We start from the raw sequence: 26,041 nt of genomic DNA, 5'->3' as shown, positions 1-26,041 counted from the left end.
CCTAACTACGATAATTATTCAACTTTAAGCTTTAACTAAGCTGAATTACTCATTGCCATACATTTTTATTATACTAACTTTACTAACAACTAGCATTTTTGAACTAATATCTTAGTGCTAATTTTATGATTGTTTTATAGATTTGAATAAAGCCAAGATTCACGATAAGATAAAATAAAAGTTAATTTTTATGGTTAAACCACATGCAAACCTTTGCAACGTGATGGAACGAAAGGATAATCTTTATGAAAACAACAACACGGGTCCTTGAATTACTCTCAAGTACTTCAACCTATCTTTCGGGCCAACAAATCGCTGATCAATTACAGCTCTCACGCACCGCAGTCTGGAAAGCGATCAAGGCATTGCAAGATAAAGGCTATGCGATCAAAAGTAAGGCCCATGTTGGCTATTGCTACGTTGACGACAATACTTTAAACGAAACATTGATCAAACAAAACTTAAATAACTCATTAGACTTAGATATCTTATTGTATGATTCACTACCTTCCACTAATCTTAAAGCAAAAGAATTAAGCCTAGATCCCACACTCAAACGTCCAGTGGTACTGATTGCTGACCAGCAAACTGCTGGTTACGGGCGTTATCAACGAAGCTTTTTATCACCTAAAAAAACGGGGATCTACTTGAGTATTTTATTAGATAATGATCAAGTTGATTTTGATCCTGGTCTACTAACGACGGCGACTGCTATCGCGGTCACACGAACGCTCGAAAAACTTTTTCCCATCACTCCTTCGATCAAATGGGTCAATGATGTATTAGTTGATGGCAAAAAAATTTGTGGCATTTTGACTGAAGGTATCGCCGATCTTGAGACCCAAACTCTCAGTCAAATAGTCATTGGCACGGGCATCAATTTTGCTACACCAATGACGGCTTTTCCGCCCAAACTACACCAACGGATCGGCTCACTAGCACCTTATCTCGCCAAAACATCGGTATCACGAAATCAATTTATTGCCGAGTATCTAAATCAATTTTTTGATATTTATCAAAACTATGCTACAGGCAATTTTATGCCAGAATACCGGGCACACTGTGAATTGATCGGTAAGCAAGTGACGATCGAACAAGGCCAAAAGCAATTTAATGCTAAAGTTAGCGATATCAATGATCATGGTGCACTTGTTTTAGCCGATGGGCGCATCCTATCTTCGGGCGAAATCACCAAAATACGAAAGGAATGAGTTACATGAAAGTCACCTTTGTCTGTCTAGGAAATATCTGTCGTTCCCCGATGGCCGAAGCAATTTTTACAGATTTGGTCAAAAAGGCGGGCTTATCCGAACAAATCCAAGTTGATTCGGCTAGTACCAATGCCATTTCAGGGATGGCAACCGATGAAAGGACCTTAACGATCTTACAAGAGCACGGTATTGAGCCTCCACAAACGGCAGCACGGCAATTACGCGCCAAAGATTTTAGCACTTCTGACTATGTGATCGTCATGGATAAACATAATTATCTTGATGCCAAAAGGATTGCACCGATCGAACTTAACGCTAAGATCCATAGCATCTATGAACAAACACCGACTAAAGAAGATCAAGTTGTGATCGACCCTTGGTATACCAATGATTTTTCCACAACTTATGCTAATTTAAGCGAAGCCTTACCTAATTGGTTGAATTACTTAAAAACTAAACTTTAACGTAAAAAGCTACTCAGTGAAAGCCTAAATCCTTTCAACTGAGTAGCTTTTTTGCGCTTAGTATAATTCTTTTACTTGAGCTTGCACGGTTTCATGTTGTAAAAATTCATCATAAGTCGTGTCAAAGCGATCAACGACACCTTTATCCGAAACTTCGATAATATGGTCTGCGATCGTTTGAATGAATTGGTGGTCATGTGAAGTAAAGATCAACGAACCCTTAAAATCAATCAAGGCATCGTTTAAAGAAGTGATCGATTCGAGATCTAAGTGGTTAGTTGGATCATCTAGTAATAAGACGTTACCTTTTTCAAGCATCATCTTAGATAACATGCAGCGTACCTTTTCGCCCCCTGAGAGCACCTTGATCTGTTTATCAATGTCATCACCTGAGAATAACATTTTACCTAAGAATCCTCGTAAGAAGGTATTATCATTTTGTTCCTTATCTGCATATTGACGCAACCAATCCAAGATCGAAAGCTCGTCATTATTAAAGTTAGCATCTAAGTCACGTGGCATATAACTTGGGATCGCCGTTTGGCCCCATGTCACTGAACCTGTATCTGGTTCTAGTTTACCAGCTAAGATCTGCATCAAAGTTGTTGTCGCTAAATCATTACGCGAAATGATCGCTGCTTTTTCACCAGGACGGATCATAAAGCTGACATTATCCAAGATCTTCACACCATCGATCGTTTTTGAAACATTTTCCACTCGAACTAAATCATTACCTAATTCACGTTGCATTTCAAATTTCACAAATGGATACTTACGCGAGGAAGGTTTGATATCATCAAGCGTGATCTTTTCCAATTGTTTTTTACGCGAAGTTGCTTGTTTAGACTTGGACGCATTGGCTGAGAAACGCGCGATAAATTCTTGTAATTCTTTGATCTTTTCTTCTTTTTTCGCATTCGCATTAGCCTGTAATTTAGCCGCTAATTGACTAGATTCAAGCCAAAAATCGTAGTTTCCGACATATAACTTGATCTTACCAAAGTCGACATCACACATTTCCGTGCAGACTTGGTTTAAGAAGTGACGGTCGTGTGAAACCACGATCACGATCTTAGGGTAATCAGCTAAAAAGTCTTCTAACCAACTGATCGTTTGCACATCAAGCCCGTTAGTCGGTTCGTCAAGTAACAAGATATCTGGTTCCCCAAATAACGCTTGGGCTAGCAACACTTTAACTTTTTCACTTTCAGAAAGTTCACTCATTTTTTGCGTGTGCATGCTTTCCGGGATCCCCACCGATTGTAATAATTGAGACGCATCGGCTTCGGCATTCCATCCGTCCATTTCGGCAAACTGTGCTTCTAGATCGGCAGCTCTTAAGCCATCTTCTTCACTAAAGTCCGCCTTGGCATAGAGGGCATCTTTTTCTTTCATGATGTCATATAACTTTTTATGCCCTTGGATCACAGTTTCTAACACTTCAAATTCTTCAAACCCAAAGTGATTTTGGTTCAAGCTCGAGATCCGTTCGTTTGGTCCCGTTGTGATCGTCCCAGTTGTTGGGGTCAATTTACCTTCTAAAAGTTTTAAGAAAGTCGATTTACCAGCTCCGTTTGCCCCGATCACACCATAACAATTGCCCGGGGTAAATTTTAAGTTGACTTCATCATAAAGTAATCGTCCAGAAAAGTTTAAACTTACATCGCTTACTGTAATCAAAGATAAAATTCCTCGCATTCTTTATTATTCGTTTCCTAAATGTATCATATCGCATCCTAAAAAGGCAAATCTGCCTTAAATTTTTGTTGCTAAGTTACGATGCTTTAACTTAGGAAAAACAAGCTTATCGGCGATCCCAACTAAAGTTCCTTGGAAAAGTAAGGCAAATAACGTCCCAATATTGATCGCATAAATCTGATGCGTGATCATCAACGAAATAATGATCGCAATGATCGGTGGCGTAAAGACGATCAACTGTGCGACCGTAGCATTTCCCTTAAAATACTTAAATCTGATGATCTGCATTAAATCATCAACCGGGTGTAACATCCAGTTGACTCGTTGATAAATCGAAATGGCGATCGCAATAAAGCTGACACCGACACAATCAAGGATAACTTGCAGCCATAAAGGTAAGCTCGTTAAATGAAATTTTAAGATCCACGCAGCAAATATTCCAACTAGCCACGAAAAAGGCAACATAAAGATCAAATTGCCTAAGACTCTTTTTAAGTCGATTTTTTTCAAAATAATAATATTGGTCAAAATGACTAAACTCCCTGAGATGATCAACATCGAGCTCAACGTCAGGGGCAAAACTTTAGCCAGATTGACCGCCGCTGCAGTCCATAGCGCACTTCCTAAATTCAACGCTACTGTCAAAGCATTTCCTAAACTATTTAGAAAAATTGAGAAAATAAAATAGGCCAATAGTTCTAGTCGTTCATTTTGTCTTGCATTATTCATTTTTTATTCCTTCATTTTTATTTTCAGTAAGTCAGACGGCTTTTGTCTGCTACTGAAGAGTGCTAAAATTAAACCGTAATCAAAATCATGTAAGAAAGGCGGAATTTTTATGAGTGAAGATGTCTTTTTTAATCCCGGTGATTCTATTTCAAGTGCATTTGATTTTGACAATGCTTATGTTGCTGCCCAAATCTACCATCGTAAAGCCGAAAAACCTGTCTTAGTCGCAAAAGAAAAAGATGGCAAAGCTTACTTTGTTTTTGATGAAGCAGCAGCGATCGCCCAAGAACACGAAGAAGCTAAGCGTTATGCAGTCGTTAAACGTTTGAAATAACAAGCTTGATTTTGGGCATAAAAAAATGGTAAAGGATCCGCAAGCGCCGATCATCTTTACCATTTTTTATTTTGTCTATTTTAGTTTCTCCGGAAACGTGTTGTAAACAAAGGACTAACCGGTTTGTTTTCGTGGATACGTTTGATCGCATCACCAATAAGTGGACCAACAGAAACTTGTACTAACTTATCGATTTGTTTTTCTTCTGGAAGTTGAATCGAATCAGTCACAACTAATTGCTTGATTGGTGATTTTTCGATGCGTTCGATCGCAGGACCAGATAAAACTGGGTGAGTTGCGGAAGCATAAACTTCAGTTGCCCCTGCATCCATCAATGCTTGAGCAGCTAAAGTGATCGTGCCTGCTGTGTCGATCATATCATCGATCAAGATACAACGCTTGCCATCAACTGAACCGATAATATTCATGATTTCAGCAACGTTAGCTCGTGGACGACGCTTATCAATGATTGCGATCGGTGCCTTCAAGAATTCAGCTAATTTACGTGCTCGTGTTACCCCACCGTGGTCAGGTGAAACAACAACTGCATCTTTATCAAGACCTTGAGTCAAGAAGTAATCAGCTAAAAGTGGTGCACCCATTAAGTGATCGACTGGGATATCAAAGAATCCTTGGATCTGAGCAGCGTGTAGATCTAACATGATCGCACGATCTGCACCCGCTTTTTCAACCATATCTGCAACTAACTTGGCTGTGATAGGTTCACGTGAGCGAGCTTTACGGTCTTGTCGTGCATAACCATAATATGGAATAACAACGTTGATCGTTGCAGCACTTGCACGGCGTAAAGCATCGATCATAATCAAAAGTTCCATCAAATTATCATTAACTGGTGCCGAAGTAGATTGAATAATAAAGATTTCATCACCACGAATGGATTCTTCAATGTTAATTCGGATTTCACCATCACTAAAACGATCGACCGAAGTCTTTCCCAACGGTACGCCAACAGAAGCAGCTATTTTTTCAGCCAAAGGTTTATTAGAGTTCAAAGCAAAAATTTTAATGTTTGAACTATTATAGTTTTCAGACATAGTATCCTCCAAAACAAATTTATCTAATTATAATAGTATGCATTTGTTATGCTAAAATCAAGCTATTTTCAAAACTTTTTTCAGTCACTATTGATCTTTCTTTTCATTTTCAAGGGCAGCTTTAGCTACTGGATACCGGTCATAATAGCCTGGTTTATTGACTTGACGACCACGGGCGATCGCCATTTCATGTGAGGCTACATCGTTAGTGATCGTTGAACCAGCAGCTACATAAGAATGATCCGCTAATTCAACTGGTGCAATAATATTTGAGCCACTTCCGATAAAGGAATAGTCACCTACATTAGTGTGATGTTTATTTTGGCCATCATAGTTTACAAAAACAGTGCCACAGCCAACGTTGATCTCTTTGCCTAACGTTGCATCCCCAACATAGGTCAAATGACCAACTTTAGTATTTTTGCCAAGTTTAGCTTTCTTAACTTCAACAAAGTTACCAATATGCACGCCTTCACCAATATCAGCTTGTGGACGCAAATGGCTATATGGCCCAATATTGGAATTGTTGTGCATGTAAGCATCTTCTAAGAAGGAAGCTTTAACTTCGATCCCGTCTTCTAAAGTTGAGTTTCTGATCTCAGAATGAGCCCCAATGACACAATCAGAACCGATCTTAGTCTTACCTTTTAGTAAAACGCCTGGTTCGATCACAGTATCTGCTCCGATCTCAACGTCAACATCAATATATGTGCTCGTAGGATCGATCAAAGTCACCCCATTTTTCATGTGTTTTTCATTGATGCGACGTTGCATGATCGCCGTAGCCTTAGCTAAAGCACTGCGATCGTTTACCCCCATTGATTCTTCAAATTCAGGCATGCAATAAGCACCAACCGCTTTACCTTGTGACTTTAAGATTTCGATCACATCAGGTAAGTAATATTCGCCTTGCGCATTATCATTATTAACTTGATGTAATGACTCAAAGAGAGCTTGATTATCAAAGCAATATACCCCAGTATTGATTTCGTTTACTAAGGCTTCTTCTGGCGTAGCATCTTTTTGTTCGACGATTTTTTCTACTTCATCGCGGTTGTTACGGATGATACGACCATAGCCAAATGGCTTATCAGTTTTAGCAGTTAAAACAGTAGCGGCTGCCCCAGATTTTTCGTGATATTCGAATAATTTAGCAAAAGTTTCAGCCGTAAATAACGGGGTGTCACCACAAGTGATCAAAGTCATCCCTGCTTTATCACCTAAGATATCTTCCGCTTGTAAGACCGCATGACCTGTACCTAATTGTTCGGCTTGCAACGCATAACGGGTTCTTTTTCCTAAAGTTTCTTTAACTTTTTGAGCACCATGGCCCACGATCGTTACGATCTCATCTAATTGATCTTTTTCTAATTCGGTTAAAACATGGTCAACCATGGATTTCCCACAAACGGGATGTAAAACCTTATATAATTTTGATTTCATTCGGGTACCTTGACCTGCAGCCAAGATGATCGCATATTTTGCTGTCATTTTAAAACTCACCGTTCCTAATAAAAACGGCATCCTTTCTTATACATAATATATCCGTAAACACTATCAATGATAAACCAGACATCAACTAGTTTCAAGCTTTCAAACTAATCAAAAAAGCTACGACCCTAATGACCGTAGCTAAATACATTTTAGTGTTCAAATACTTTTTCAAGATAATTTCCGGGACTGACTTTGATCGTCTTATCAAGCGTGTTGACTTGATCAACTTTTAACAATGAAGTATAGTCATCGACCATTCTTTGTCCATCAAAAGAACCTTCTGCAAAAACAGTGATCCCCACGAGTTCAGATTCAAATTCTTCGATCATTGATTTCATACCGTTGACAGTGCCGCCGCCTTTCATGAAATCATCGACTACTAAGACATGTGAACCGCGCTTTAGACTGCGCTTAGAAAGTTCCATTTTTTCGATCCGTTCGCTTGAACCAGAGACATAATTGACCGAAACTGTGGAACCCTCTGTGATTTTTGAATCACGCCGCACGATCACAAAGGGCACATTTAAATAACTCGAAACACTTTGCGCGATCGGAACACCTTTAGTGGCAACTGTCATGACGGCATCAATTTGCTTATCAATATATTGGCGTGCGATCACACGGCCAACTTTACGCAAAACGTCGGGGCGCCCTAATAAGTCTGATAAATAAACATATCCCCCTGGTAAAAGACGATCTTTTTCTGATAATTCAGCGGTCATTTCATTGATAAACTCACGCGCTTCATGTTCTTCGATGGAAGGAATAAAGCGGGCACCCCCAGCAGCACCAGGAATGGTCTCTAAAATGCCGATCCCACGTAATTTGAAAGTTCGCTTAATGATGGCTAGATCTTCACTGATCGATGATTTAGCCGATTCATAACGCTCTGCAAAAAAAGTCAATGAGATCAGTGTATGAGGCGACTCCAAGAGATATCTCGTCATATCGATCAATCTATCACTTCTTCTTGTTTTCAAATTTTATTCCTCCAATATCTATTTGATTACTTCATTATACGGCATCGCTCGTTTTTTTCCTAGTTTTTAAACCTATTTTAATAAAAAAGTTCGTTTTTTAGTCAATAGTTATTTAACTAAGCTTTCAATAATCAACTATCTAACACTTTAATAATTAACGTTCGGTTCTAAAACAAACTATTATAGGTTATCACTCTCAGACCACCACGTCAAGCAAACTTTTTTGCTTTTGGCTAAACGCTCATCCACAGGTTCTTTTATGCATAAAAAATATTAAATTTAGCATTTTTGTGAATAATTATTAATAAATTGTTGATTTTTGTGAATAAAAATTGTATGATAACTTCAACAAAACAAATAAAGGAGTTTTTAACATGGCAAATAAAAAAGTAGTGCTCGCATATTCTGGTGGTTTAGATACTTCGGTCGAAATCGCTTGGCTCAAAAATAAAGGTTACGATGTGATCGCTTGTTGCATTGATGTCGGAGAAGGTAAAGATCTAGAAAAAATTAAGGAAAAAGGCTTAGCTGTCGGAGCCGTAGAATCACTCGTGATCGACGCCAAGCATGAATTTGCAACTGATTATTGTTTGCCAGCTCTCCAAGCGCATACATATTACGAACAAAAATACCCCCTTGTTTCTGCCCTATCTCGTCCTTTGATCGTTAAACATCTCGTAGAAGTCGCTAAAAAATATGATGCAACTGCGATCGCCCATGGTTGTACTGGTAAAGGAAATGACCAAGTTCGTTTTGAAGTGGGGATCCACGCACTTGCACCCGAAATGATCATCGAAGACCCGATCAGAGATAATCATTGGTCTAGAGAAGAAGAGATCGATTATGCTTTACAAAATAACATCCCTGTACCGATCAACAAAAAAAGCCCTTACTCAGTTGATGAAAACTTATGGGGTCGGGCTAACGAATGTGGTATCTTAGAAGATCCATGGCAAAGTGCCCCTGCTGATGCATATGATCGGACCTTACCATTAGAAGAAACACCTGATGAAGCAACAATAATCGAACTTGAATTCAAACAAGGAGTCCCAGTTAAGTTAGACGGGCAAACACTGGAATTAGCAGATTTGATCCAAAAGCTCGATAAATTAGCTGGCAAGCATGGAATCGGACGAATCGATCACGTTGAAAATCGGCTTGTTGGGATCAAATCAAGAGAAATCTACGAATGTCCAGCTGCAACAGTCTTGATCACTGCTCATAAAGATCTCGAAGATATCACCCTTGAAAAAGAAGTCGCTCATTTCAAACCAGTCATTGAAAAGAAGATGAGTGAATTGATTTATAACGGTTTGTGGTTCTCGCCTTTAATGCCTGCTTTACAAGCATTTTTAGCCGAAACACAAAAACAAGTGACCGGGACTGTCAGAGTCAAACTATTCAAAGGAAATGTTATCTGCGAAGGACGTAAATCACTTAACTCTTTATATGATGAAAAATTAGCAACCTATACCGCAGCTGATGAATTTGATCAAGAAGCAGCTAGTGGCTTTATCAAACTTTTCGGGTTACCGACCCAAGTTTTTGCCCAAGTTCAACAAAAAAACGACAAGGAAGTGAATTAAGATGAGCACTCATAAACTTTGGGGTGGGCGGTTTGAAAAACAACCGGAACACTGGGTCGATGAATTCGGTGCTTCGATCTTCTTTGATCAACTCATGGCCGCGGAAGACCTTGAAGGTTCATTAGCACACGTAAAGATGCTCAAACACACTAAGATCCTTCCTGCAAATGAAGCCGATCAAATTATCGCTGGTCTACAAACACTTCAGGAAAAATTAGCAGCAAATGAACTCGAATTCACAGTTGAAAATGAAGATATCCACATGAATTTAGAAGCGTTATTAACAAAAGAGATCGGACCGGTCGCCGGTAAATTACACACTGCTCGGAGCCGCAATGATCAAGTCGCCACTGACTTACATCTGTACTTAAAAAAGCGCCTCAAAACCGTGATCACTTGCATCACGGAACTGCAATCTGCTTTATTAGCTAAAGCAGAATTACACCAAGAGACCTTAATGCCTGGTTATACTCACTTACAACACGCCCAACCGATCTCTTATGGACATTATTTAATGGCCTATTGGCAAATGTTAAAGCGTGATCGGGAACGTTTTTGTTTTAACCTAAAGCATACTGACATCTCACCATTAGGCGCAGCAGCTTTAGCGGGAACAACTTTTCCGATCGACCGTGAATATAGCGCTAATGAACTTGATTTTAGCGAACTTTACGCTAACTCCTTAGATGCTGTTTCTGATCGTGACTTTGCGCTTGAATTTTTAAGCAACGCTTCAATTTTAATGGTTCATCTCTCACGTTTTTGTGAGGAACTTATTTTATGGTGTAGCTATGAATTCGGCTATATCGAGCTTTCAGATCAATACTCGACTGGTAGTTCGATCATGCCACAAAAGAAAAACCCTGATATGGCTGAACTTATTCGGGGCAAATCCGGGCGGATCTTTGGTGATCTCATGGGTCTTTTGACCGTTTTAAAAGGCTTGCCACTTGCCTATAATAAAGATATGCAAGAAGATAAAGAAGGTGTCTTTGATGCCGTCAAAACGATCATCCCTTGTTTAAAGATCTGTACTGGCATGGTCGAAACTTTAACGGTCAAAGATGACAAGATGGCACACGCGCTTGACAATGACTTTTCTAACGCCACTGAATTAGCTGATTACTTAGCTAAACAAGGGATCCCCTTTAGAAAAGCCCATGAAATTGCTGGCAAACTTGTTTTAACTGGCATCAAAGAACACCAAAACTTACAAGATATGCCGCTTGAGTCATTACAACAAGCTGAACCAACGATCAAAGATGATGTTTATGCAGCCTTATCACCTAAAAATGCTGTTTTACGCAGAAATTCCTATGGTGCTACCGGTTTTGAGCAAGTCAAACAGCAAATTGCTCAAGCAAAACAAATAATGGCTAACTATAAAGATAATTAAATTTTCTAATAGCGCTAATGATCTCGTTCATTTAGCGCTATTTTTAATGGCTGGAAAGATTGCTTAACTAGGCTATTCCAACTAAAATATGCTTAAGTAGATCGTTTTGGTGTATTTATTATAGAAAAGAGAGACCGCTAGTGAAAATCATTATTGCTCCTGACTCATTCAAAGGAAGCCTAAGTGCTGAAAATGTAGCTAAGGCACTCAAAGCTGGCTTCTATCCTTATTTTCCCAAGGCAACTTATCATCTGATCCCAATGTCTGACGGGGGAGATGGCTTTTTAGCTGCAATGTTACACAATACGACTGGTCAACTTTACCCTATTAATGTTACCGGTCCCAACAACAATCAAATAACTACTACATTTGCGACGATCGATCACGGACAAACAGCAGTGATCGAAACTGCTAGTGCCAGTGGACTTGAGTTGGCTACAACTAAAGATCCACTCCATGCCACCAGTTATGGCACCGGTGAATTGATCAAGGCCGCCCTTGATCTAGGTGTCAGTAAAATTATTCTTGGTTTAGGTGGTAGTGCAACTAATGACGGCGGTGCTGGCCTTTTGCAAGCACTTGGCTTAAAGCTTTTAGATCATGACGGTAACGTGCTTTCCTTTGGTGGAGCAGCCTTGAAAAACTTAGCCACTATTAAAACCGATGCGTTTGATCAGCGCTTACAAACTACAAAGATCATCTTAGCCAGTGACGTTATCGCTCCGTTTATTGGTCCTAAAGGCGCAAGTTTTGTTTTTGGACCCCAAAAAGGTGCCTCAGAAAAAGACGTTAACGCTCTTGATAAAGCTTTACAGCATTTTGCTCAAGTAATTTACCAAACAACGCAAAAAGATATCACTAATGTCTCTGGTGCTGGAGCTGCTGGGGGCATTGCCGGGGGGCTATTGGCATTTAGTCATGCTCAACTGCAGTCAGGCGTGAGCTTAATGCTCGAAATGACTGCTTTAAGTGAACTTGCTCAAGGAGCCGATCTTTTACTTACAGGTGAAGGCAGCTTAGATGCCCAAACTGAACTAGGTAAAGCGCCTTTAGGGGTCTTGCAAACGGTCAAGAAAGTAGCTCCTAATTGTCTTTGCTGTGGCATTGCCGGTCAGATCAAAGATGTAGCCCAACTGCATGAGCTTGGCTTTGATGCATTATTTTCTTGTGTTCCTGGAGTCGTTACTTTAACAGAAGCGTTAAGTGCTACTGAGCAAAACTTGACGCAAACAGCAACTGAGCTGGCATGTTTTTTAAAAAAAGCGCAGAATATTTGATCCCACTTTTAAAATGACGCGTTGTTCAGTATAATTAAACTAATAATTTGAATGATAGACAGGTGAAACAAATGGAGATATCAGAGAAAGCTCCGGCTAAACTAAACTTCAGCCTAGATACCCCATTTCGTCATCAAAACGGCGAACCAGAATGGAAAATGGTCATGATCGCAGTGGATTTAGCTGATTATGTGCACATCAAAACCCTTCCAGATTCTCGTGAAATTACTGTCTCAACGAATTCCGGTTTTTTACCGAGCGATCAACGTAATTTAGCCTACCAAGCCGCTAAAGTTCTACGTGATCACTACTGCATCAATGAGGGGGTTGAGATCGTGATCGACAAAAACATCCCTGTCGCCGCAGGAATGGGTGGTGGATCTTCCGATGCAGCCGCAGTCTTACGTGGGCTAAACCGCCTTTGGGATCTCGGTCTCACTAAAGCTCAGCTCGCCAAGATCGGCCTTGAGATCGATTCAGACGTTCCCTTTTGCGTCTATAGCGAACCCGCATTAGTCACAGGAAAAGGTGAGATCGTCACCCCGATCGGACCGCTTCCCCCACTAAAAATCGTGATCGCTAAGCCACGTGATAGCGTCTCGACTCCTAGTATTTTACGCCGGATAAATTATGGTAAGATCACTCACCAAGATGTTGATGGGGTTGTTGCTGCGATCAAGGCTGGTAATTATGAGCAGATGGTCACTAAAATGGGAAATACGCTTGAGGCAATCACGGCTGAACGTCACCCAGATATTTTAAGGATCAAACAAAAGATGCTTAAATTTGGGTGTGATGCTGCCCAAATGAGTGGTAGTGGGCCGACCGTATTTGGAATCTCGCAAAAATCTTCGCGGATCCAACATATTTATAATAGCTTACGTGGCTTTTGCCATGAAGTTTATGTAGTTACGCCCTATAATTTAGATAAGCAAAATACTTGTCTAAAATAAAAAGCGAACCGCCTAAGTTGGTTTTTCAATTAACTTAGGCGGTTCTTTTATTTTTGCACTAAAGCTCGTTTGCTCCAAAGGATCTGCATAATATTTTCTAAGATCTTTTTTCGTTGGTGAAGCGCAGTATGATCGGTGTTGGCATAAACTGCTTGATAATACCGCGCCCAATCCGAATGTAGCAAATTTTTCAAAAACATCGATTGGACATTGGGGACCGAACCATCTGTTTGTTCACCATCGATCGAACCCATCAAATTGTAAAAAGTGATCGTTGACGCTGGACTAAACTTTTGAAATTTCTTGATCAGCTGTTCATAATTTTGATCGGTCGTTTTTTGTTTTTGTGCTTTAGTATAACTGACACCCTCATCTACCCCTTCATCAACCGGAGTCCCTAATAAAATAACTTTAGGAAAAGAAATCTCGCGTTGCAATGACTTAGAATCAGCCATCGCATGCACAAAAGCACTTCCACCCCAAGAATGAGCTACAATATTTAAGCGCGTTACGTGATACTTATCGTGTAATACCTTTAAAACACTGGTCAACCAGACAGTTTGGGGCTGATAATCTTTAGTGTAATTCCAATCAAAGATCAACTGGATCAGCGCATTTTTCTTCTTAGCAACAGTCCCTTTAACCTTCACCTTTCCTGTGGGTGTCACATGGATCGTCATTGTTTTTTGGGCAACATTTTGTTTTTGATAAGATGTGATCAGTTTCCGATACGTCCAAGCATTACCACCCCATCCAGGGATCAAAAGCGTAGGCACATCAGAATATTCAAGGTTACTGTGTAAATTATCAGTTCGCAAAGGTTGCTCAGAAGTGCCCCATAAAAGAAGCACTTGTAAAATTACTGCGCCAATCAAAATCACGCCTAAGCTTCCCCAGATCCATTTTTTCACAACTGTGACCTTCTTTCTTCGATCACCTAATTATAATCCCATTTTGAAGTTTAGTAACAGTTTTAAAGCAAAAAAATACGAGTAAATCTCCCAAAGCGTATGACCTACTCGTATTTTTCAGCGATAAATTTTTATTGTTGTAATGCTAAAAGTTCCGTTACTTCAGTAGCATCAAGCCCCACAAAGTATTCATTGAGTTCAAATTGACTTAGAACTTGGCGAATTACTTCAGGTGCATATTTTTGGCCTTTTAAGGCTGTCTGCAATTCAGCGACATCTTTTTTCCCAAAGAAATCACCATAGATCGTTACTTCAGCGATTTTGCCGTTTTCGATCAAGAAACGCGCATCGATCGTTCCACCGTCAAAATGACGACGTCTTTGGACGGTAAACTCGGGTGAACGGCCATAGACCCAATCCCAATTTTTGTACAATTCTTGTTCAATTTTGGCGATTTCTGCTTGATCGGTCTCGTCTAATTTATACTCAAACTCTTTTAACTGCTCGAGATCATCAACTTTCCAAATCTTCTTGATCAATTCATCGCGGAATGAAAAAGTATCTAATTTTTGGTAACTTTCAGCTAGGTAAGGTTTGATATTGGTGACCCGTGAACGTACCGATTTGATTCCTTTTGATTCGATCTTATCTTTAGGAACTTTCAAGGCATTTTCAACTGCACCTGTATCCACATCAAACATCAATGTTCCATGTGAAAAGGTTTTGTCGCCCTTAGTATACATTGCATTTCCAGAAAACTTCTTTCCGTCGATCACAATGTCATTTCGACCAGTAACTTCAGCTCCCGTAGCTCCCATTTCATGTAAAGCTTCAACTACTGGTGCGACTAAAGTCTTAAAATCACCGAATTCTTGATCTTTAGCTGGAACAACAAAACTAAAGCATAAGTTACCGAGATCTTGATACATCGCACCACCGCCGGACAAACGCCGCGTGACCGTGATACCATGTTCTTCACAATATTTTTGGTTGATCTCTTCTAAAGTATTTTGATTACGCCCCACGATAATACATGGACCTTCGATATAAAAGAGCATAAACGGTGCTTTTAATTTACCACTGTTCATTAAATATTGCTCAGTTGCTAAATTAGTCCGAATATCGTTACTGGGCATTACTACATATTGCATTTTCATCCCTTATTTGCCTCTTAAATGTTAGTTGGAAAACCTAAAGCTACATCCGCAGCATCCATTACCGCTTCACCTAATGATGGGTGTGGGTGGATCGTTAAACCAATATCTTCTGTGGTTGCCCCCATTTCGATCGCTAAAGTCAATTCGTTGATCAAATCACTAGCGTGGGCCCCAACGATCTGTGCTCCTAATAAGACATCAGTTTCTTCTTCAAAGACTAAGCGAATAAATCCATCAGTCTTACCCATTGAGATCGCCCGTCCGTTAGCTGTAAATGGGAATTGAGCTTTTTTAGCTTTGAAGCCTTGTTCTTTTGCTTCCGCCAAGGTCAAGCCAGTTGTGGCGATCGAAGTATCAGTATAGCAAACTGCTGGCATCGCGCGATAATCAACTGTCGTTTTCATCCCAGAAATTGCTTCAGCCGCTACTTTTCCTTCGTAACTTGCCTTATGAGCTAACGCAAAACCAGCCACGATATCACCAATTGCATAGATATGCGAAATATTTGTCCGACTTTGAGCATCAACTGGGATCAAGCCACGTTCATCAATTTTAACCCCTGCTTGTTCTAAGCCCATATCGGCAGTATTAGGACGACGCCCGACCGAAACGATCACATAGTCGGCAACCATTTCTTTTTCTTCACCGTTGATCTCAAAGGTGATCTTAACATTTTCATCTGTTTGTTCAGCCTTTTTAGCAAGTGCATTCGTATAAATATCAACACCTTGTTTGCTAAAGTGATGTTCCACAACTTTCACTAAATCTTTTTCGTAGTTAGCTAAAATCATTGGGCCACCTTCTAAGATCGTGACATGAGCCCCCAAGTTAGCGTAAGCAGAAGCTAATTCAGAACCAATATACCCCCCACCAACAACAACTAATTCTTTTGGCACTTCTTGTAAATTAAGCGCACCAGTCGAATCTAAGACACGGCCCTTAAATTTGAAGTTGGGAATTTCGATCGGATGACTACCCGTTGCAACGATCAAATTATTGAAACTATAGGTTTGTGCATTTCCATCCTTATCGATCACACGTAAACTGTGGTCATCTTTTAAGAAAGCATCGCCCCAAACAACATCGATCTGGTGCTTTTTGAAAAGTGATGCAACCCCACCAGTCAAACGAGAAACAACACTATTTTTCCATTCGATCGTCTTGGCAAAGTCTAATTTAGCAGCTGTCACTAATAGCCCCATATCTTGTGAATGCATCGCATATTGATAATGGTGCGCAGCTTCGATCAAAGCTTTTGATGGAATACAACCAACGTTCAAACATACACCACCGATAAATTCACGTTCGATCACCGTTACTTTTTGCCCTAATTCAGCCGCATGGATCGCAGCTACATAACCTCCTGGGCCAGCACCGATGACAACTGTATCTAATTCAATTGAAAAATCTCCTACGACCATCTGTTTCTCATCCTTCCATTAATAACAATTCTGGGTCTGCCAACAATTCTTTTAGACGGTTGACTGCCTTTTGCGCAGTTGCACCATCAATAACACGGTGGTCAAAGGCTAGAGATAATTTCAAGACCCGTGCGATTTGTAACTCATCATCTACTACAACGGCTTCTTTAGTGATCTTACCCATACCTAAGATCGCTACTTCAGGCCAATTAATGATCGGGGTAAAGAAACCACCACCAACAGAGCCAATATTGGTGATCGACATCCCCGTATGACTCATATCATCACGTGACAATTTGTTTTCCTTAGCTTTAGCTGTATTAGCTGAGATCTGTTCTGCGATCCCAAATAAACTTAAAGCATCCGCATGCTTGACGTTAGGAACAAATAAACCGTGATCAGTATCCGTGGCGATCCCTACGTTAATGTAGTTCTTGTAGGCGATCGTTTGATTTTGCATATCCACTGAACTATTAAAGATCGGATATTCTTTTAAGATCACTGCTAAAGCTTTGACCATATAAGCCATAAAGGTCAACTTGACACCACGTTTAGCTGCCAATTCTTTATATTTCTTACGGTGATCCCAGAGCTTATCAACGACCACTTCATCAAAAACGTGGACATGTGGGATCTGAGAAACAGAACGGACCATTGCATTAGCGGTTGCTTTGCGAACAGGTGACATTTTTTCGACCGTTTCAGGCCAATCTGGACTGGCAGTAGTCGTTAAAACTACTGGTTCATTTGTTTTTACATCTGCTACTGTTTTTTCTGCTGCTTCTTGTGGTAAGTTCATTGCTTGATCAATATCAGCACGTGTTACTTGCCCATGGCGACCACTGCCTTTGATCTTAGCAAGCTCTACTCCTTTTTCACGTGCATATTTGCGCACGGCTGGCATTGCCAAAACAGGTAAGGAATGATCTTGCGAGGCCACGACCACTTGCGCATTATTAGGCGTTTCTTTAGTAGCAGTTTCAGCTGGTTTATCACTTGCTACTGGTTGGGTTTCTGCTGCTGGTTCTTTTGGAGTAGCGTCTGTTGTAACGTTTCCCGCACCTTCAGCAACCTCTAACTCGACTAAAGGATCGCCAACTTCGGCTGTTTCACCTTCTGACACTAAGATCGCAGTTACTTTACCTGCCACTGGACTAGGGATCTCTTCAACGGACTTATCATTTTCGATTTGAACTAAATCTTCGTCTTCTTTGATCTCATCGCCAACTTTAACGTGCCATTCACCAATAACACCTTCCGCGATCCCTTCTCCGATATCGGGTAATTTAAATTGATATTTACTCATCAGACTTCCTCCTAGAAATTAACCGTTTCCTTTACTTTTTCAATAATGTCTGCCTTATTTGGTAACCAAATTTGTTCAGCATCGCTAAATGGGTATGGTGTATCTGGTGCATCAACTCGCCCAATCGGAGCTTCTAAGGATAAAATTCCTTTTTCGGCGATCAAAGCTGCTACTTGCGCATTGATCCCGGCTTGGCGTTGTGCTTCTTGAACTAAAACAACTTTGCCTGTTCGTTTCACTGATTTTAAGATCGTTTCTTCATCTAATGGCGAAACCGTTCTTAAGTCAACAACTTCAGCCTCAATACCCTCTTTAGCTAAATCTTCAGCGGCACGTAAACTTTCGTGGACCATATAACCGTAAGTAATGATACTTACATCTTTACCTTCACGTTTGATCGCTGCTTTATCTAAAGCGACCGTGTAAGCTCCATCAGGTACTTCTTGTTTAAATGAACGATACAACTTCATGTGTTCTAAAAAGACGACCGGATCATCGGAACGGATCGCAGAGATCAACAAGCCCTTAGCATCATAAGGATCACTTGGAATCACAACTTTTAATCCTGGTGTTTGTGCCATTAAGCCTTCTAAACTGTCAGAGTGCAATTCTGGCGTATGCACCCCACCGCCAAATGGTGCCCGGATCGTCACAGGCATCTTACGTGTGCCACCTAAACGGAAATGTGTCCGCGCAATTTGAGCAGCGATTTCATCCATCACTTCAAACACAAAACCAAAGAATTGAATTTCAGGAACCGGACGAAAACCTGTCAAGGCAAGCCCTACAGCTAAGCCACCAATGCCTGATTCTGCTAATGGCGTATCAAACACTTGGTCCTTACCGATCTTATCTTGTAAACCATCTGTAGCCCGGAAGACCCCACCATTGCGTCCGACATCTTCACCAAATACCAAAACATTTTTATCACGTTTTAATTCTTCTTCCAAAGCTTGAGTGATTGCTTTGATCATCGTTGTTTTAGCCATTATTCTTCCTCCTTAGCCGCAAATTTTGCAATTTGTTCTTCTAAGGTCGGTGGTGTTTCTACAAAGACATTTTGCAGATATTCGCTGACCTTTTGTTTTGGAGCTTGTTCTGTCTTTTTCATTGCTTCATTGATCTCTTCATTTACTTCAGCAACAACAGCTTCTTCTTGCTCCGCAGACCACAAACCTTTTTTATCTAAATAAGTACGTACTCGTACTAAAGGATCTTTTTTACGCCATTCGTCTTCTTCTTCAGCTGTCCGATAACGATGAGGATCATCCCCAGAAAGCGTGTGTGGTCCAAAGCGATAAGTCAACGTTTCGATCAAGACTGGACCGTTGCCAGCTACACTATATTTACGAGCTTCACTCATCACCAAGTACACCGCTAAGGCATCCATTCCGTCAACTTGAAGTCCTGGGATCCCGGCAGCTAAGCCTTTTTGCGCCAAGGTTGGTGCCACAGTTTGAACTGCACGTGGAACAGAGATCGCATAGCCGTTGTTTTGCACGACAAAAATCGCAGGTGCTTGGTAAGCCCCAGCAAAGTTGATCCCTTCATAGAAATCGCCTTGGGAAGTCCCACCATCACCAGTATAAGTGTAGGCCACATTTTTAGCGCCTTTTTTCTTAAGCCCTAAAGCAACCCCTGCTGCTTGAACATATTGGGCACCGATAATGATTTGTGGTGGTAAAGCAGCCAAATCATCAGCATATTCGTTCCCCAAAACATGTCCTCGTGACCACAAGAAAGCCTTTTCTAATGGTAAGCCATGCATTACTAATTGCGGTACATCACGGTATGCTGGTAAGAGAAAATCACTCTTTTCCATCGCAAATTCTGAAGCGATCTGAGAAGCTTCTTCCCCAGCTGTTGGGGCAAAGAAACCTAAACGGCCTTGACGATTCAACTTAGTCGAGCGCTCATCTAGCACACGAGACCAAAGCATTTTCTTAAATAATTCAACAATTTTTTCATCACTAAGATCTGGGAAAAAATCTGGGTCAATCACATTGCCATTTTCATCTAGAACTTGAAGTGGTTTGATTTCGCTAGGTGAAATTGTTTTCAATGCGTCAAAATCAATTTTTTGTGTCATTTTAAAACTTCCTTTCTCTAAAACATAAGGAAAAAAACTTATCTAAAAACCTGTATAGCGCTTACATTATTAATTATAACTGAAATTAAATAATTTGTTAATTTTGTGCAACTTTTAATTTGTCATCGAACAAGCGCTAAATGTTTGTTTTGCGCAATGTTTTACTGAAAAAAAGTTAAAATTTATTTTTATCCTTTCCGCTTGTTACGTTTATCACAATCCAAAAATGGCTCCCCCTAGCAGTTAACACACTTAAAAGTCTACTCACCCTAAAAGCACCTTACACTAACTGATCCAGCTCTGCTACTTTGGCTAAAAAGATACTTTACTAATAAGACTTTAATTTTTTATATTAAAAAGTGTTTTTATTTGTAACTCTTGAACTAGAGAACTATAATTACAGTTGTAACATGAAGGGAAGTATGTAATTATGACACGTCGTAATGATTCAAAATTAGAACATCGTTTAAATGAAACACGGCTTGAAGATGCTAGACGTCGTGAAAATGAAGTCAAAGAAGAAGAAGCCAAGCGTGAAGATAAAAAGCGTTAATTAAAAACATAAAAAGAGATGCCGATTTTGGCATCTCTTTTTATGTATATTCACAATTAAATCTCGGTCCCTCAGCCATGATAACCATGGCAATACTAGAGTTTATTTTTAATCAAAGTCTAGAACGATACTATTGGTCAAAACGTCGGTGTAGCTATAGGATACGCGTTCAACGGCATTTTCTTCGTGACTTAATTCTACGATAAAAACAGCGGGGAAAGTTTCCCGCAAAATTCCATGACGTTTAGTAACTTTTTTGCGTCCCACATGAGACGTTACCGTTAAACCAGCGCCAATGCAATTGTCGAGCTTGCTCTTGATTTTAGTTAATGTACTTGGCAATACGCTTCACCTCTCTGTATCGACCATTGTAACATAATTTTACAAAATTAGCAATTATACCATACTAGAAAGACTACTTCAATAATTAAAATCAAATTTTTATAGTTTTTGTGCACTTAATGCATCGGCTAAATCTACCATTTGTGCGATCGATAATTTTTCCGCGCGGATCCCTGGTTCGATCCCGGCTTTTTGTAGCGCTACTTGCATTTTTTCTTTTGTAGCTGGGTCTTTACCATATAATCCTTGTAAGTTATTCCACAAACTCTTACGCCGATGTAAAAAGATCCCTTTGACCATTTTTTTGAAAAATTCTTCATCAGCTGGTTGATATGGTTGGCTATCTTTTTTCTCTAAGACAATGATCGCTGAGTCGATCTTAGGCTGTGGGATAAAGACTGTCTTAGGCACGATAAAGGCAATATCGGCATCCATTTCGTATTGGACCGCTACTGTCAAAGAACCATAGTCTTTATTTCCTGGGGTAGCGGCTAAACGATCAGCGACTTCTTTTTGCATCATCACAACGATCTTTTCAAAATCGATCTTCGTATCCAATAAATGTAAAATGATTGGTGTCGTAATGTAATATGGCAAGTTAGCGACAATTTTTAAATTATGCTTACCATCAAAATTTTGCGCGATCAAAGCCTTCAAATCTGCTTTTAAAACGTCTTGGTGCACAATTGTCACATTATCATATGGCGCTAAAGTATCCTTTAACACCGGGATCAGGCGGTCATCGATCTCTAATGCCATAACTTGATGCGCTCTTTTCGCCAATTGTTCGGTCAAAGCACCGATCCCGGGACCGATTTCGATCACATCATCAGCTTCAGTCACATCAGCCGCAGCAACGATCTTATTTAAGATGTTGATATCCGTTAAAAAGTTTTGCCCTAAACTCTTCTTAAAGGTCAAACCATAGCTTTCCATGATCGCACGTGTCCGCGTGGGCGAAGCGATCTCTGGTAATTCATTTGTCATTTAATCCAATCCTTTCTCTTACTCAAGTGGTTCTAGCTCATCAACTTCACGCAAAGCCTGCGCGAATTCTTCTTTGGTGATCTGAAAAAGACTCAACCGCTTGTAGAGTTGTTTACCATTTACATAACCGATCCGCAAGATCTCGCCTAATAAGCGCCGTCTGATTTTGGCTTTTGGCCCAGAGATCAAGCCCGCCGTCGCTAGATCTTCTCTAGTGATTACCGGGATAGCATCGGGTTCTTCGGTATATAAATTACGTAAAGCTTCCCTAATCGCTTCAGGTGAAGCATGTTCTACGCCTAAACTTCCTTTATGATCAGGCGCAGCATCGTGTTTAGTCAAAAAGGCATGCTTAACGCCAGGCACTGCTTCTTGGATGATCTTTCTGATCTTTTCCCCGGAAAAATCGGGATCAGTAAAGACGATCACCCCTCTTTTATCGTGGAGTTCTTCAATTTGAGCTAAAGTCTCATCACTGATCGCAGAACCACGTGTTTCTAAGGTATCAGCATTTACGGCTAAATTGATCCGTTTAGTGTCGTCTTTGCCTTCAACAACGATCACTTCTTTTATTTTCATTTTATCTGTCATCTAATTTCAAGACCCTCCTTGCATTTGCACGAGTAATCTGTGCTAATTTTTCGGGAGTTATATTTAAACTTTGGGCTAAGAATTCAAGGGTATACCGCGTCATTGCAGGTTCATTGATGCGCCCCCGAAATGGTAATGGGGTCAAATATGGCGCATCTGTTTCCACTAACAAATGATCTAGCGGAGTATTTAGCGCAGCCGCTTTAACTTCTTTAGCATTGCCAAAGGTCACGACCCCACTGTATGATAACTCCATCCCTAAGGCTAAAAATTTCTCAGCCCAATTTTTATCACCATTAAAGCTATGCATGATCCCACCGAGCTGATCCACTTGAGCATTTTTTAAAATTTCATAACAGTCGGCGATCGCATCGCGGTTATGGATACTGATCGGTAAGTTCAATTCATGGGCAAGTTCGATTTGGCGTAAAAAGACCTTCTTTTGCACTTCTGGTGAAACATCACAGTGATAATCAAGACCGATCTCCCCGATTGCTACAACTTTAGGGTGTTTAAGCACCGTTAAAATAAAATTTTCATAAGCTTGATCATAAAGGTCTGCACTTTCCGGATGACAACCGATCGCTCCGTAAAGACCATCATATTTATCTAACAGCTTTAACATTTGCTCAGCACTAGTTTGATCGTAACTGATCAGTAGCATTTCTGTGACATCCAATGCTTGGGCACGCTTGATCACATCAGGTAGATCATGCTTAAACTCAGTAGCATTGATATGCGTATGTGAATCAAAAATTTTCATTTTCTTTCCTTTCTTACGCTAAAAGGCACACGGAAGCCCCATGTGCCTTTTAGAAGCGCAATTAACCGACTAATGAACCGGCCGGAATTTCATCAGGAACGATGATCAATTGAACTTGATCACCAAATTCGGCTGATAACAACATTCCTTGACTGATCTCACCGCGCATTTTACGTGGTTGTAAGTTAGTGACCGCAATAACTTTCTTGCCGATCAATTTTTCTGGTTCTGGATACCATTGAGCGATTCCAGATAAAATTTGCCGTTCGCCTTCATCTCCTGCATCCAAACGGAATTTGAGCAATTTATCGGCACCTTTGACTTTAGCGACATCTTTGATCAAAGCCACCCGTTGTTCAACTTTGTCAAATTTATCAAAACGGATCTCTTTTTTAGTCAATTTCAAAGTTGTCTTTTCAGGGTCAAATTCAGCCTCTGCTTGGGCTGCAGTTTGCATTGCCTTACGTCCCTTTTGTTTATCACTCTTAGTCATCTTAGACTTGATATATTCAACTTCTTCGTCAATATCGAGACGAGGGAAGATCGGTGTCCCCTTCTTAACAACAGTTGCATTTTCAGGTAGATCAAAATAAGATACATCCTTAATATTCATGTTATCTGTTGGCAACCCTAATTGTGCAAAAATCTCTTTTGGTGCGTGGGTCATTACTGGTTGTAATAAGATCGCGATCAAACGTAAACTAGCCGCTAAGTGGGCTAATACACTATCTAATTCTTGGGCTTTAGTTTCATCTTTAGCCAAGACCCAAGGTTCAGTTTCATCGATGTACTTATTAGAACGAGAAACAAACTTCCATAATGCTTCTAAAGCTAAGGAGAAGTGAGCACTATCCATTTCAGCTTGATATTCTTTGATCGCATCAAGCGCACATTGTTCCAAATCAGCATCAAAAGCTGTGACTCCAGATTTTAAAGCGGGAACTTTGCCGGCACGATACTTATTGATCATCGCTACTGTTCGGTTCAATAGGTTCCCTAAATCGTTAGCAAGATCGTAGTTGATCCGGCTGACAAAATCTTCTGGCGTAAAGACCCCGTCATTACCAAATGGTACTGCACGCATCAAATAGTAGCGTAATGCGTCTAAGCCATAGCGTTTGGTCAACATTTCTGGATAGATCACATTGCCCTTAGATTTAGACATCTTACCGTCACGCATCAATAACCAGCCATGACCAATGATATGTTCTGGCAATGGTAAATCTAACGCCATCAAAACAATTGGCCAATAGATCGTGTGGAAGCGCACGATTTCTTTCCCCACCATGTGAACGTTAGCAGGCCAATATTTGTTGAATAGTGTTTGGTCATCACTGCCGTAGCCAAGCGCCGTGATATAGTTACATAACGCATCGATCCAGACATAGACTACGTGTTTTGGATCATTAGGAACTTTGACGCCCCAATCAAAACTAGTCCGCGTGATCGCTAAGTCTTCTAAACCTGGCTTGATGAAGTTGTTTAACATTTCATTTTTACGTGTTTGTGGAATAATGAATTCAGGATGTTCATTATAATATTCCACCAAGCGATCAGCATATTTACTCATCTTAAAGAAGTAAGATTCTTCTTCAACTAATTGGACTTCATGGCCTGATGGGGCTTTGCCACCGATCATATTGCCTTGTTCATCCCGATAAACTTCGGCAAGTTGGGATTCAGTAAAGTATTCTTCATCAGAAACTGAGTACCAGCCCTTATATGAACCTAAGTAAATATCACCTTTATCTAAAAGCTTTTGGAAGATCTTTTGGATCGCAGCTTCATGATAATCATCAGTTGTTCGAATAAATTTATCGTTTGTGATCTCTAATGTTTTCCACAGGTTTTGGATCGATTCAGCCATCATATCTACATATTCTTTTGGTGTCATATTTAGATCTTCGGCTTTTTGTTCAATTTTTAAACCATGTTCATCAGTTCCCGTCAAAAAGAAAACATCAAAATCTTGAAGGCGCTTATAACGTGCTAAAACATCACAAGCGATCGTGGTGTAAGAATTACCGATATGTAATTTCCCCGAAGGATAATAAATCGGCGTGGTAATATAAAATGTCTCTTTTTCAGCCATAAACTTGTTATTTCCTTTCACTTAAAAACTTAACTATAGTATGCAAGTTCTCATCGTCAAAAATTCGATAAAATTAGTATACCATAACAACTACTCCTTGATGAGCTGTTTCCCGTAAAAAACTAGGGTATTAAGCATATTTATGTGCGATCTTACCACATGTGGCTGCCACGATCGCCGCTAATAGATCATCAATAAACGTATTTACATGCTCAGGACTCGTATCGAACTTTTGAATGATCCCCGATTTAACACGGTCAAAGTAGCCAAAATTAGTTGCCCCGATCGTTCCGTAAATATTAGCGATCTGTAACGCCAAAGTTTCATCGACGCCAAAAACACCGGAGTCATTTTCGATGATCTCCCGTAAAGGTTGAGCAACTTTATTTTCTTCGGTCAAACGGTCAAGTTCTAACATTACCATTGCATTGTTTAATAATTCCCGTTTATGCATCACATCGTTAAGATCTTTTTGGCATTCTGCTAAAGTCAACTCAGCTTCAAAACCTTTTTGGGTATCGTAGACGAGTTGCGCTAATTGATCAAGTTCCACCCCACGTTCCTTTAACCGGGTGACTACAAATTCATAAGCCTTAGTGTCTGGGTATTTAAAATCTTTTTGATACATTTTCTCTTGCCTTCTTTTCTAACT

25 protein-coding genes are annotated in these 26,041 nt (G+C 40.2%); 8 read left to right on the top strand and 17 right to left on the bottom strand.

Annotated features, from left to right (window positions below; all coding sequences use genetic code 11):
- The first annotated feature begins 245 nt into the window (after positions 1-245).
- Positions 246-1,211, top strand: coding sequence for a biotin--[acetyl-CoA-carboxylase] ligase (locus FC32_RS05390; protein WP_056957310.1), 966 nt, complete (start codon positions 246-248; stop codon positions 1,209-1,211).
- 5 nt (positions 1,212-1,216) lie between these two features.
- On the top strand, positions 1,217-1,675 hold the full coding sequence (locus tag FC32_RS05385) for a low molecular weight protein-tyrosine-phosphatase (RefSeq protein WP_025086477.1): 459 nt from the start codon (positions 1,217-1,219) through the stop codon (positions 1,673-1,675).
- Positions 1,676-1,732: 57 nt separating this feature from the next.
- Here the strand turns inward: FC32_RS05385 and FC32_RS05380 are convergent, their stop codons facing one another.
- Both FC32_RS05380 and FC32_RS05375 read right to left on the bottom strand, forming a co-directional pair.
- Positions 1,733-3,355, bottom strand: coding sequence for an ABC-F family ATP-binding cassette domain-containing protein (locus tag FC32_RS05380; RefSeq protein ID WP_025086476.1), 1,623 nt, complete (start codon positions 3,353-3,355; stop codon positions 1,733-1,735).
- A 75-nt stretch (positions 3,356-3,430) separates the two neighbouring features.
- Positions 3,431-4,102, bottom strand: coding sequence for a YczE/YyaS/YitT family protein (locus tag FC32_RS05375; protein WP_025086475.1), 672 nt, complete (start codon positions 4,100-4,102; stop codon positions 3,431-3,433).
- A 109-nt stretch (positions 4,103-4,211) separates the two neighbouring features.
- Between FC32_RS05375 and FC32_RS05370 the strand changes: the two genes are divergently transcribed.
- Complete coding sequence (locus tag FC32_RS05370) at positions 4,212-4,436, top strand: hypothetical protein (protein ID WP_025086474.1); 225 nt, start codon at positions 4,212-4,214, stop codon at positions 4,434-4,436.
- Positions 4,437-4,516: 80 nt separating this feature from the next.
- Here FC32_RS05370 and FC32_RS05365 read toward each other — a convergent pair whose 3' ends face one another.
- From FC32_RS05365 to purR, 3 genes are all read right to left on the bottom strand, one after another.
- A complete protein-coding gene (locus FC32_RS05365; protein WP_025086473.1) occupies positions 4,517-5,491 on the bottom strand; it encodes a ribose-phosphate diphosphokinase in 975 nt (324 codons plus the stop codon).
- 87 nt (positions 5,492-5,578) lie between these two features.
- Positions 5,579-6,982, bottom strand: a complete 1,404-nt coding sequence (glmU, locus tag FC32_RS05360) for a bifunctional UDP-N-acetylglucosamine diphosphorylase/glucosamine-1-phosphate N-acetyltransferase GlmU (RefSeq protein ID WP_025086472.1) — start codon at positions 6,980-6,982, stop codon at positions 5,579-5,581.
- 152 nt (positions 6,983-7,134) lie between these two features.
- Entirely contained in the window at positions 7,135-7,965 is an 831-nt protein-coding gene (purR, locus tag FC32_RS05355) for a pur operon repressor (protein ID WP_025086471.1), read from the bottom strand.
- Positions 7,966-8,339: 374 nt separating this feature from the next.
- On the opposite strand from purR, the gene FC32_RS05350 reads away from it, so the two are divergent.
- From FC32_RS05350 to ispE, 4 genes are all read left to right on the top strand, one after another.
- A complete protein-coding gene (locus FC32_RS05350) occupies positions 8,340-9,551 on the top strand; it encodes an argininosuccinate synthase (protein ID WP_025086470.1) in 1,212 nt (403 codons plus the stop codon).
- 1 nt (position 9,552) lies between these two features.
- The gene (gene argH / locus FC32_RS05345; RefSeq protein WP_025086469.1) at positions 9,553-10,947 is read left to right on the top strand and encodes an argininosuccinate lyase; all 1,395 of its coding nucleotides are present in this window, start codon (positions 9,553-9,555) and stop codon (positions 10,945-10,947) included.
- 140 nt (positions 10,948-11,087) lie between these two features.
- Complete coding sequence (locus tag FC32_RS05340; RefSeq protein ID WP_056957309.1) at positions 11,088-12,224, top strand: glycerate kinase; 1,137 nt, start codon at positions 11,088-11,090, stop codon at positions 12,222-12,224.
- Positions 12,225-12,295: 71 nt separating this feature from the next.
- Positions 12,296-13,177, top strand: coding sequence for a 4-(cytidine 5'-diphospho)-2-C-methyl-D-erythritol kinase (gene ispE / locus FC32_RS05335; protein WP_056957308.1), 882 nt, complete (start codon positions 12,296-12,298; stop codon positions 13,175-13,177).
- Positions 13,178-13,224: 47 nt separating this feature from the next.
- On the opposite strand, the gene FC32_RS05330 is transcribed toward ispE, so the two are convergent.
- The 6 genes from FC32_RS05330 to pdhA all read right to left on the bottom strand — a co-directional run bounded on the left by FC32_RS05330 (position 13,225) and on the right by pdhA (position 20,061).
- Positions 13,225-14,088, bottom strand: a complete 864-nt coding sequence (locus FC32_RS05330) for an alpha/beta hydrolase (RefSeq protein WP_025086468.1) — start codon at positions 14,086-14,088, stop codon at positions 13,225-13,227.
- Positions 14,089-14,219: 131 nt separating this feature from the next.
- Positions 14,220-15,239: a lipoate--protein ligase gene (locus FC32_RS05325; RefSeq protein WP_025086467.1), complete on the bottom strand. Its 1,020-nt coding sequence runs from the start codon at positions 15,237-15,239 to the stop codon at positions 14,220-14,222.
- Positions 15,240-15,259: 20 nt separating this feature from the next.
- Positions 15,260-16,666 carry a dihydrolipoyl dehydrogenase gene (gene lpdA / locus FC32_RS05320; protein ID WP_025086466.1) on the bottom strand — a complete coding sequence of 469 codons (1,407 nt, stop codon included), beginning with the start codon at positions 16,664-16,666 and terminating at the stop codon, positions 15,260-15,262.
- 7 nt (positions 16,667-16,673) lie between these two features.
- Complete coding sequence (locus FC32_RS05315; RefSeq protein ID WP_025086465.1) at positions 16,674-17,972, bottom strand: dihydrolipoamide acetyltransferase family protein; 1,299 nt, start codon at positions 17,970-17,972, stop codon at positions 16,674-16,676.
- 11 nt (positions 17,973-17,983) lie between these two features.
- Positions 17,984-18,961, bottom strand: a complete 978-nt coding sequence (locus FC32_RS05310) for an alpha-ketoacid dehydrogenase subunit beta (protein ID WP_025086464.1) — start codon at positions 18,959-18,961, stop codon at positions 17,984-17,986.
- Complete coding sequence (gene pdhA / locus FC32_RS05305) at positions 18,961-20,061, bottom strand: pyruvate dehydrogenase (acetyl-transferring) E1 component subunit alpha (RefSeq protein WP_025086463.1); 1,101 nt, start codon at positions 20,059-20,061, stop codon at positions 18,961-18,963. Before pdhA ends, FC32_RS05310 begins: the two co-directional genes overlap by 1 nt.
- A 430-nt stretch (positions 20,062-20,491) precedes the next feature.
- On the opposite strand from pdhA, the gene FC32_RS11060 reads away from it, so the two are divergent.
- Complete coding sequence (locus FC32_RS11060) at positions 20,492-20,614, top strand: hypothetical protein (RefSeq protein WP_257576542.1); 123 nt, start codon at positions 20,492-20,494, stop codon at positions 20,612-20,614.
- A gap of 108 nt (positions 20,615-20,722) precedes the next feature.
- Here FC32_RS11060 and FC32_RS05300 read toward each other — a convergent pair whose 3' ends face one another.
- The 6 genes from FC32_RS05300 to FC32_RS05275 form a co-directional block, all read right to left on the bottom strand.
- Complete coding sequence (locus FC32_RS05300) at positions 20,723-20,956, bottom strand: Veg family protein (RefSeq protein WP_025086462.1); 234 nt, start codon at positions 20,954-20,956, stop codon at positions 20,723-20,725.
- Between the two features lie 99 nt (positions 20,957-21,055).
- Positions 21,056-21,943, bottom strand: coding sequence for a 16S rRNA (adenine(1518)-N(6)/adenine(1519)-N(6))-dimethyltransferase RsmA (rsmA, locus tag FC32_RS05295; RefSeq protein WP_025086461.1), 888 nt, complete (start codon positions 21,941-21,943; stop codon positions 21,056-21,058).
- 18 nt (positions 21,944-21,961) lie between these two features.
- Positions 21,962-22,522, bottom strand: coding sequence for a ribonuclease M5 (gene rnmV / locus FC32_RS05290; RefSeq protein WP_155891427.1), 561 nt, complete (start codon positions 22,520-22,522; stop codon positions 21,962-21,964).
- Position 22,523: 1 nt separating this feature from the next.
- On the bottom strand, positions 22,524-23,297 hold the full coding sequence (locus tag FC32_RS05285) for a TatD family hydrolase (RefSeq protein ID WP_025086459.1): 774 nt from the start codon (positions 23,295-23,297) through the stop codon (positions 22,524-22,526).
- Positions 23,298-23,358: 61 nt separating this feature from the next.
- Entirely contained in the window at positions 23,359-25,389 is a 2,031-nt protein-coding gene (gene metG, locus FC32_RS05280; RefSeq protein WP_056957307.1) for a methionine--tRNA ligase, read from the bottom strand.
- Positions 25,390-25,519: 130 nt separating this feature from the next.
- Positions 25,520-26,017: a phosphatidylglycerophosphatase A family protein gene (locus tag FC32_RS05275; protein ID WP_025086458.1), complete on the bottom strand. Its 498-nt coding sequence runs from the start codon at positions 26,015-26,017 to the stop codon at positions 25,520-25,522.
- Positions 26,018-26,041 lie beyond the last annotated feature (24 nt).

Origin of the sequence: Ligilactobacillus apodemi DSM 16634 = JCM 16172 (genome assembly GCF_001434405.1) — a bacterium.
Lineage (GTDB): Bacteria > Bacillota > Bacilli > Lactobacillales > Lactobacillaceae > Ligilactobacillus > Ligilactobacillus apodemi.
The sequence above is the reverse complement of the archived record's forward strand: the minus strand, read 5'-3'. Positions and strand labels throughout refer to the sequence as shown.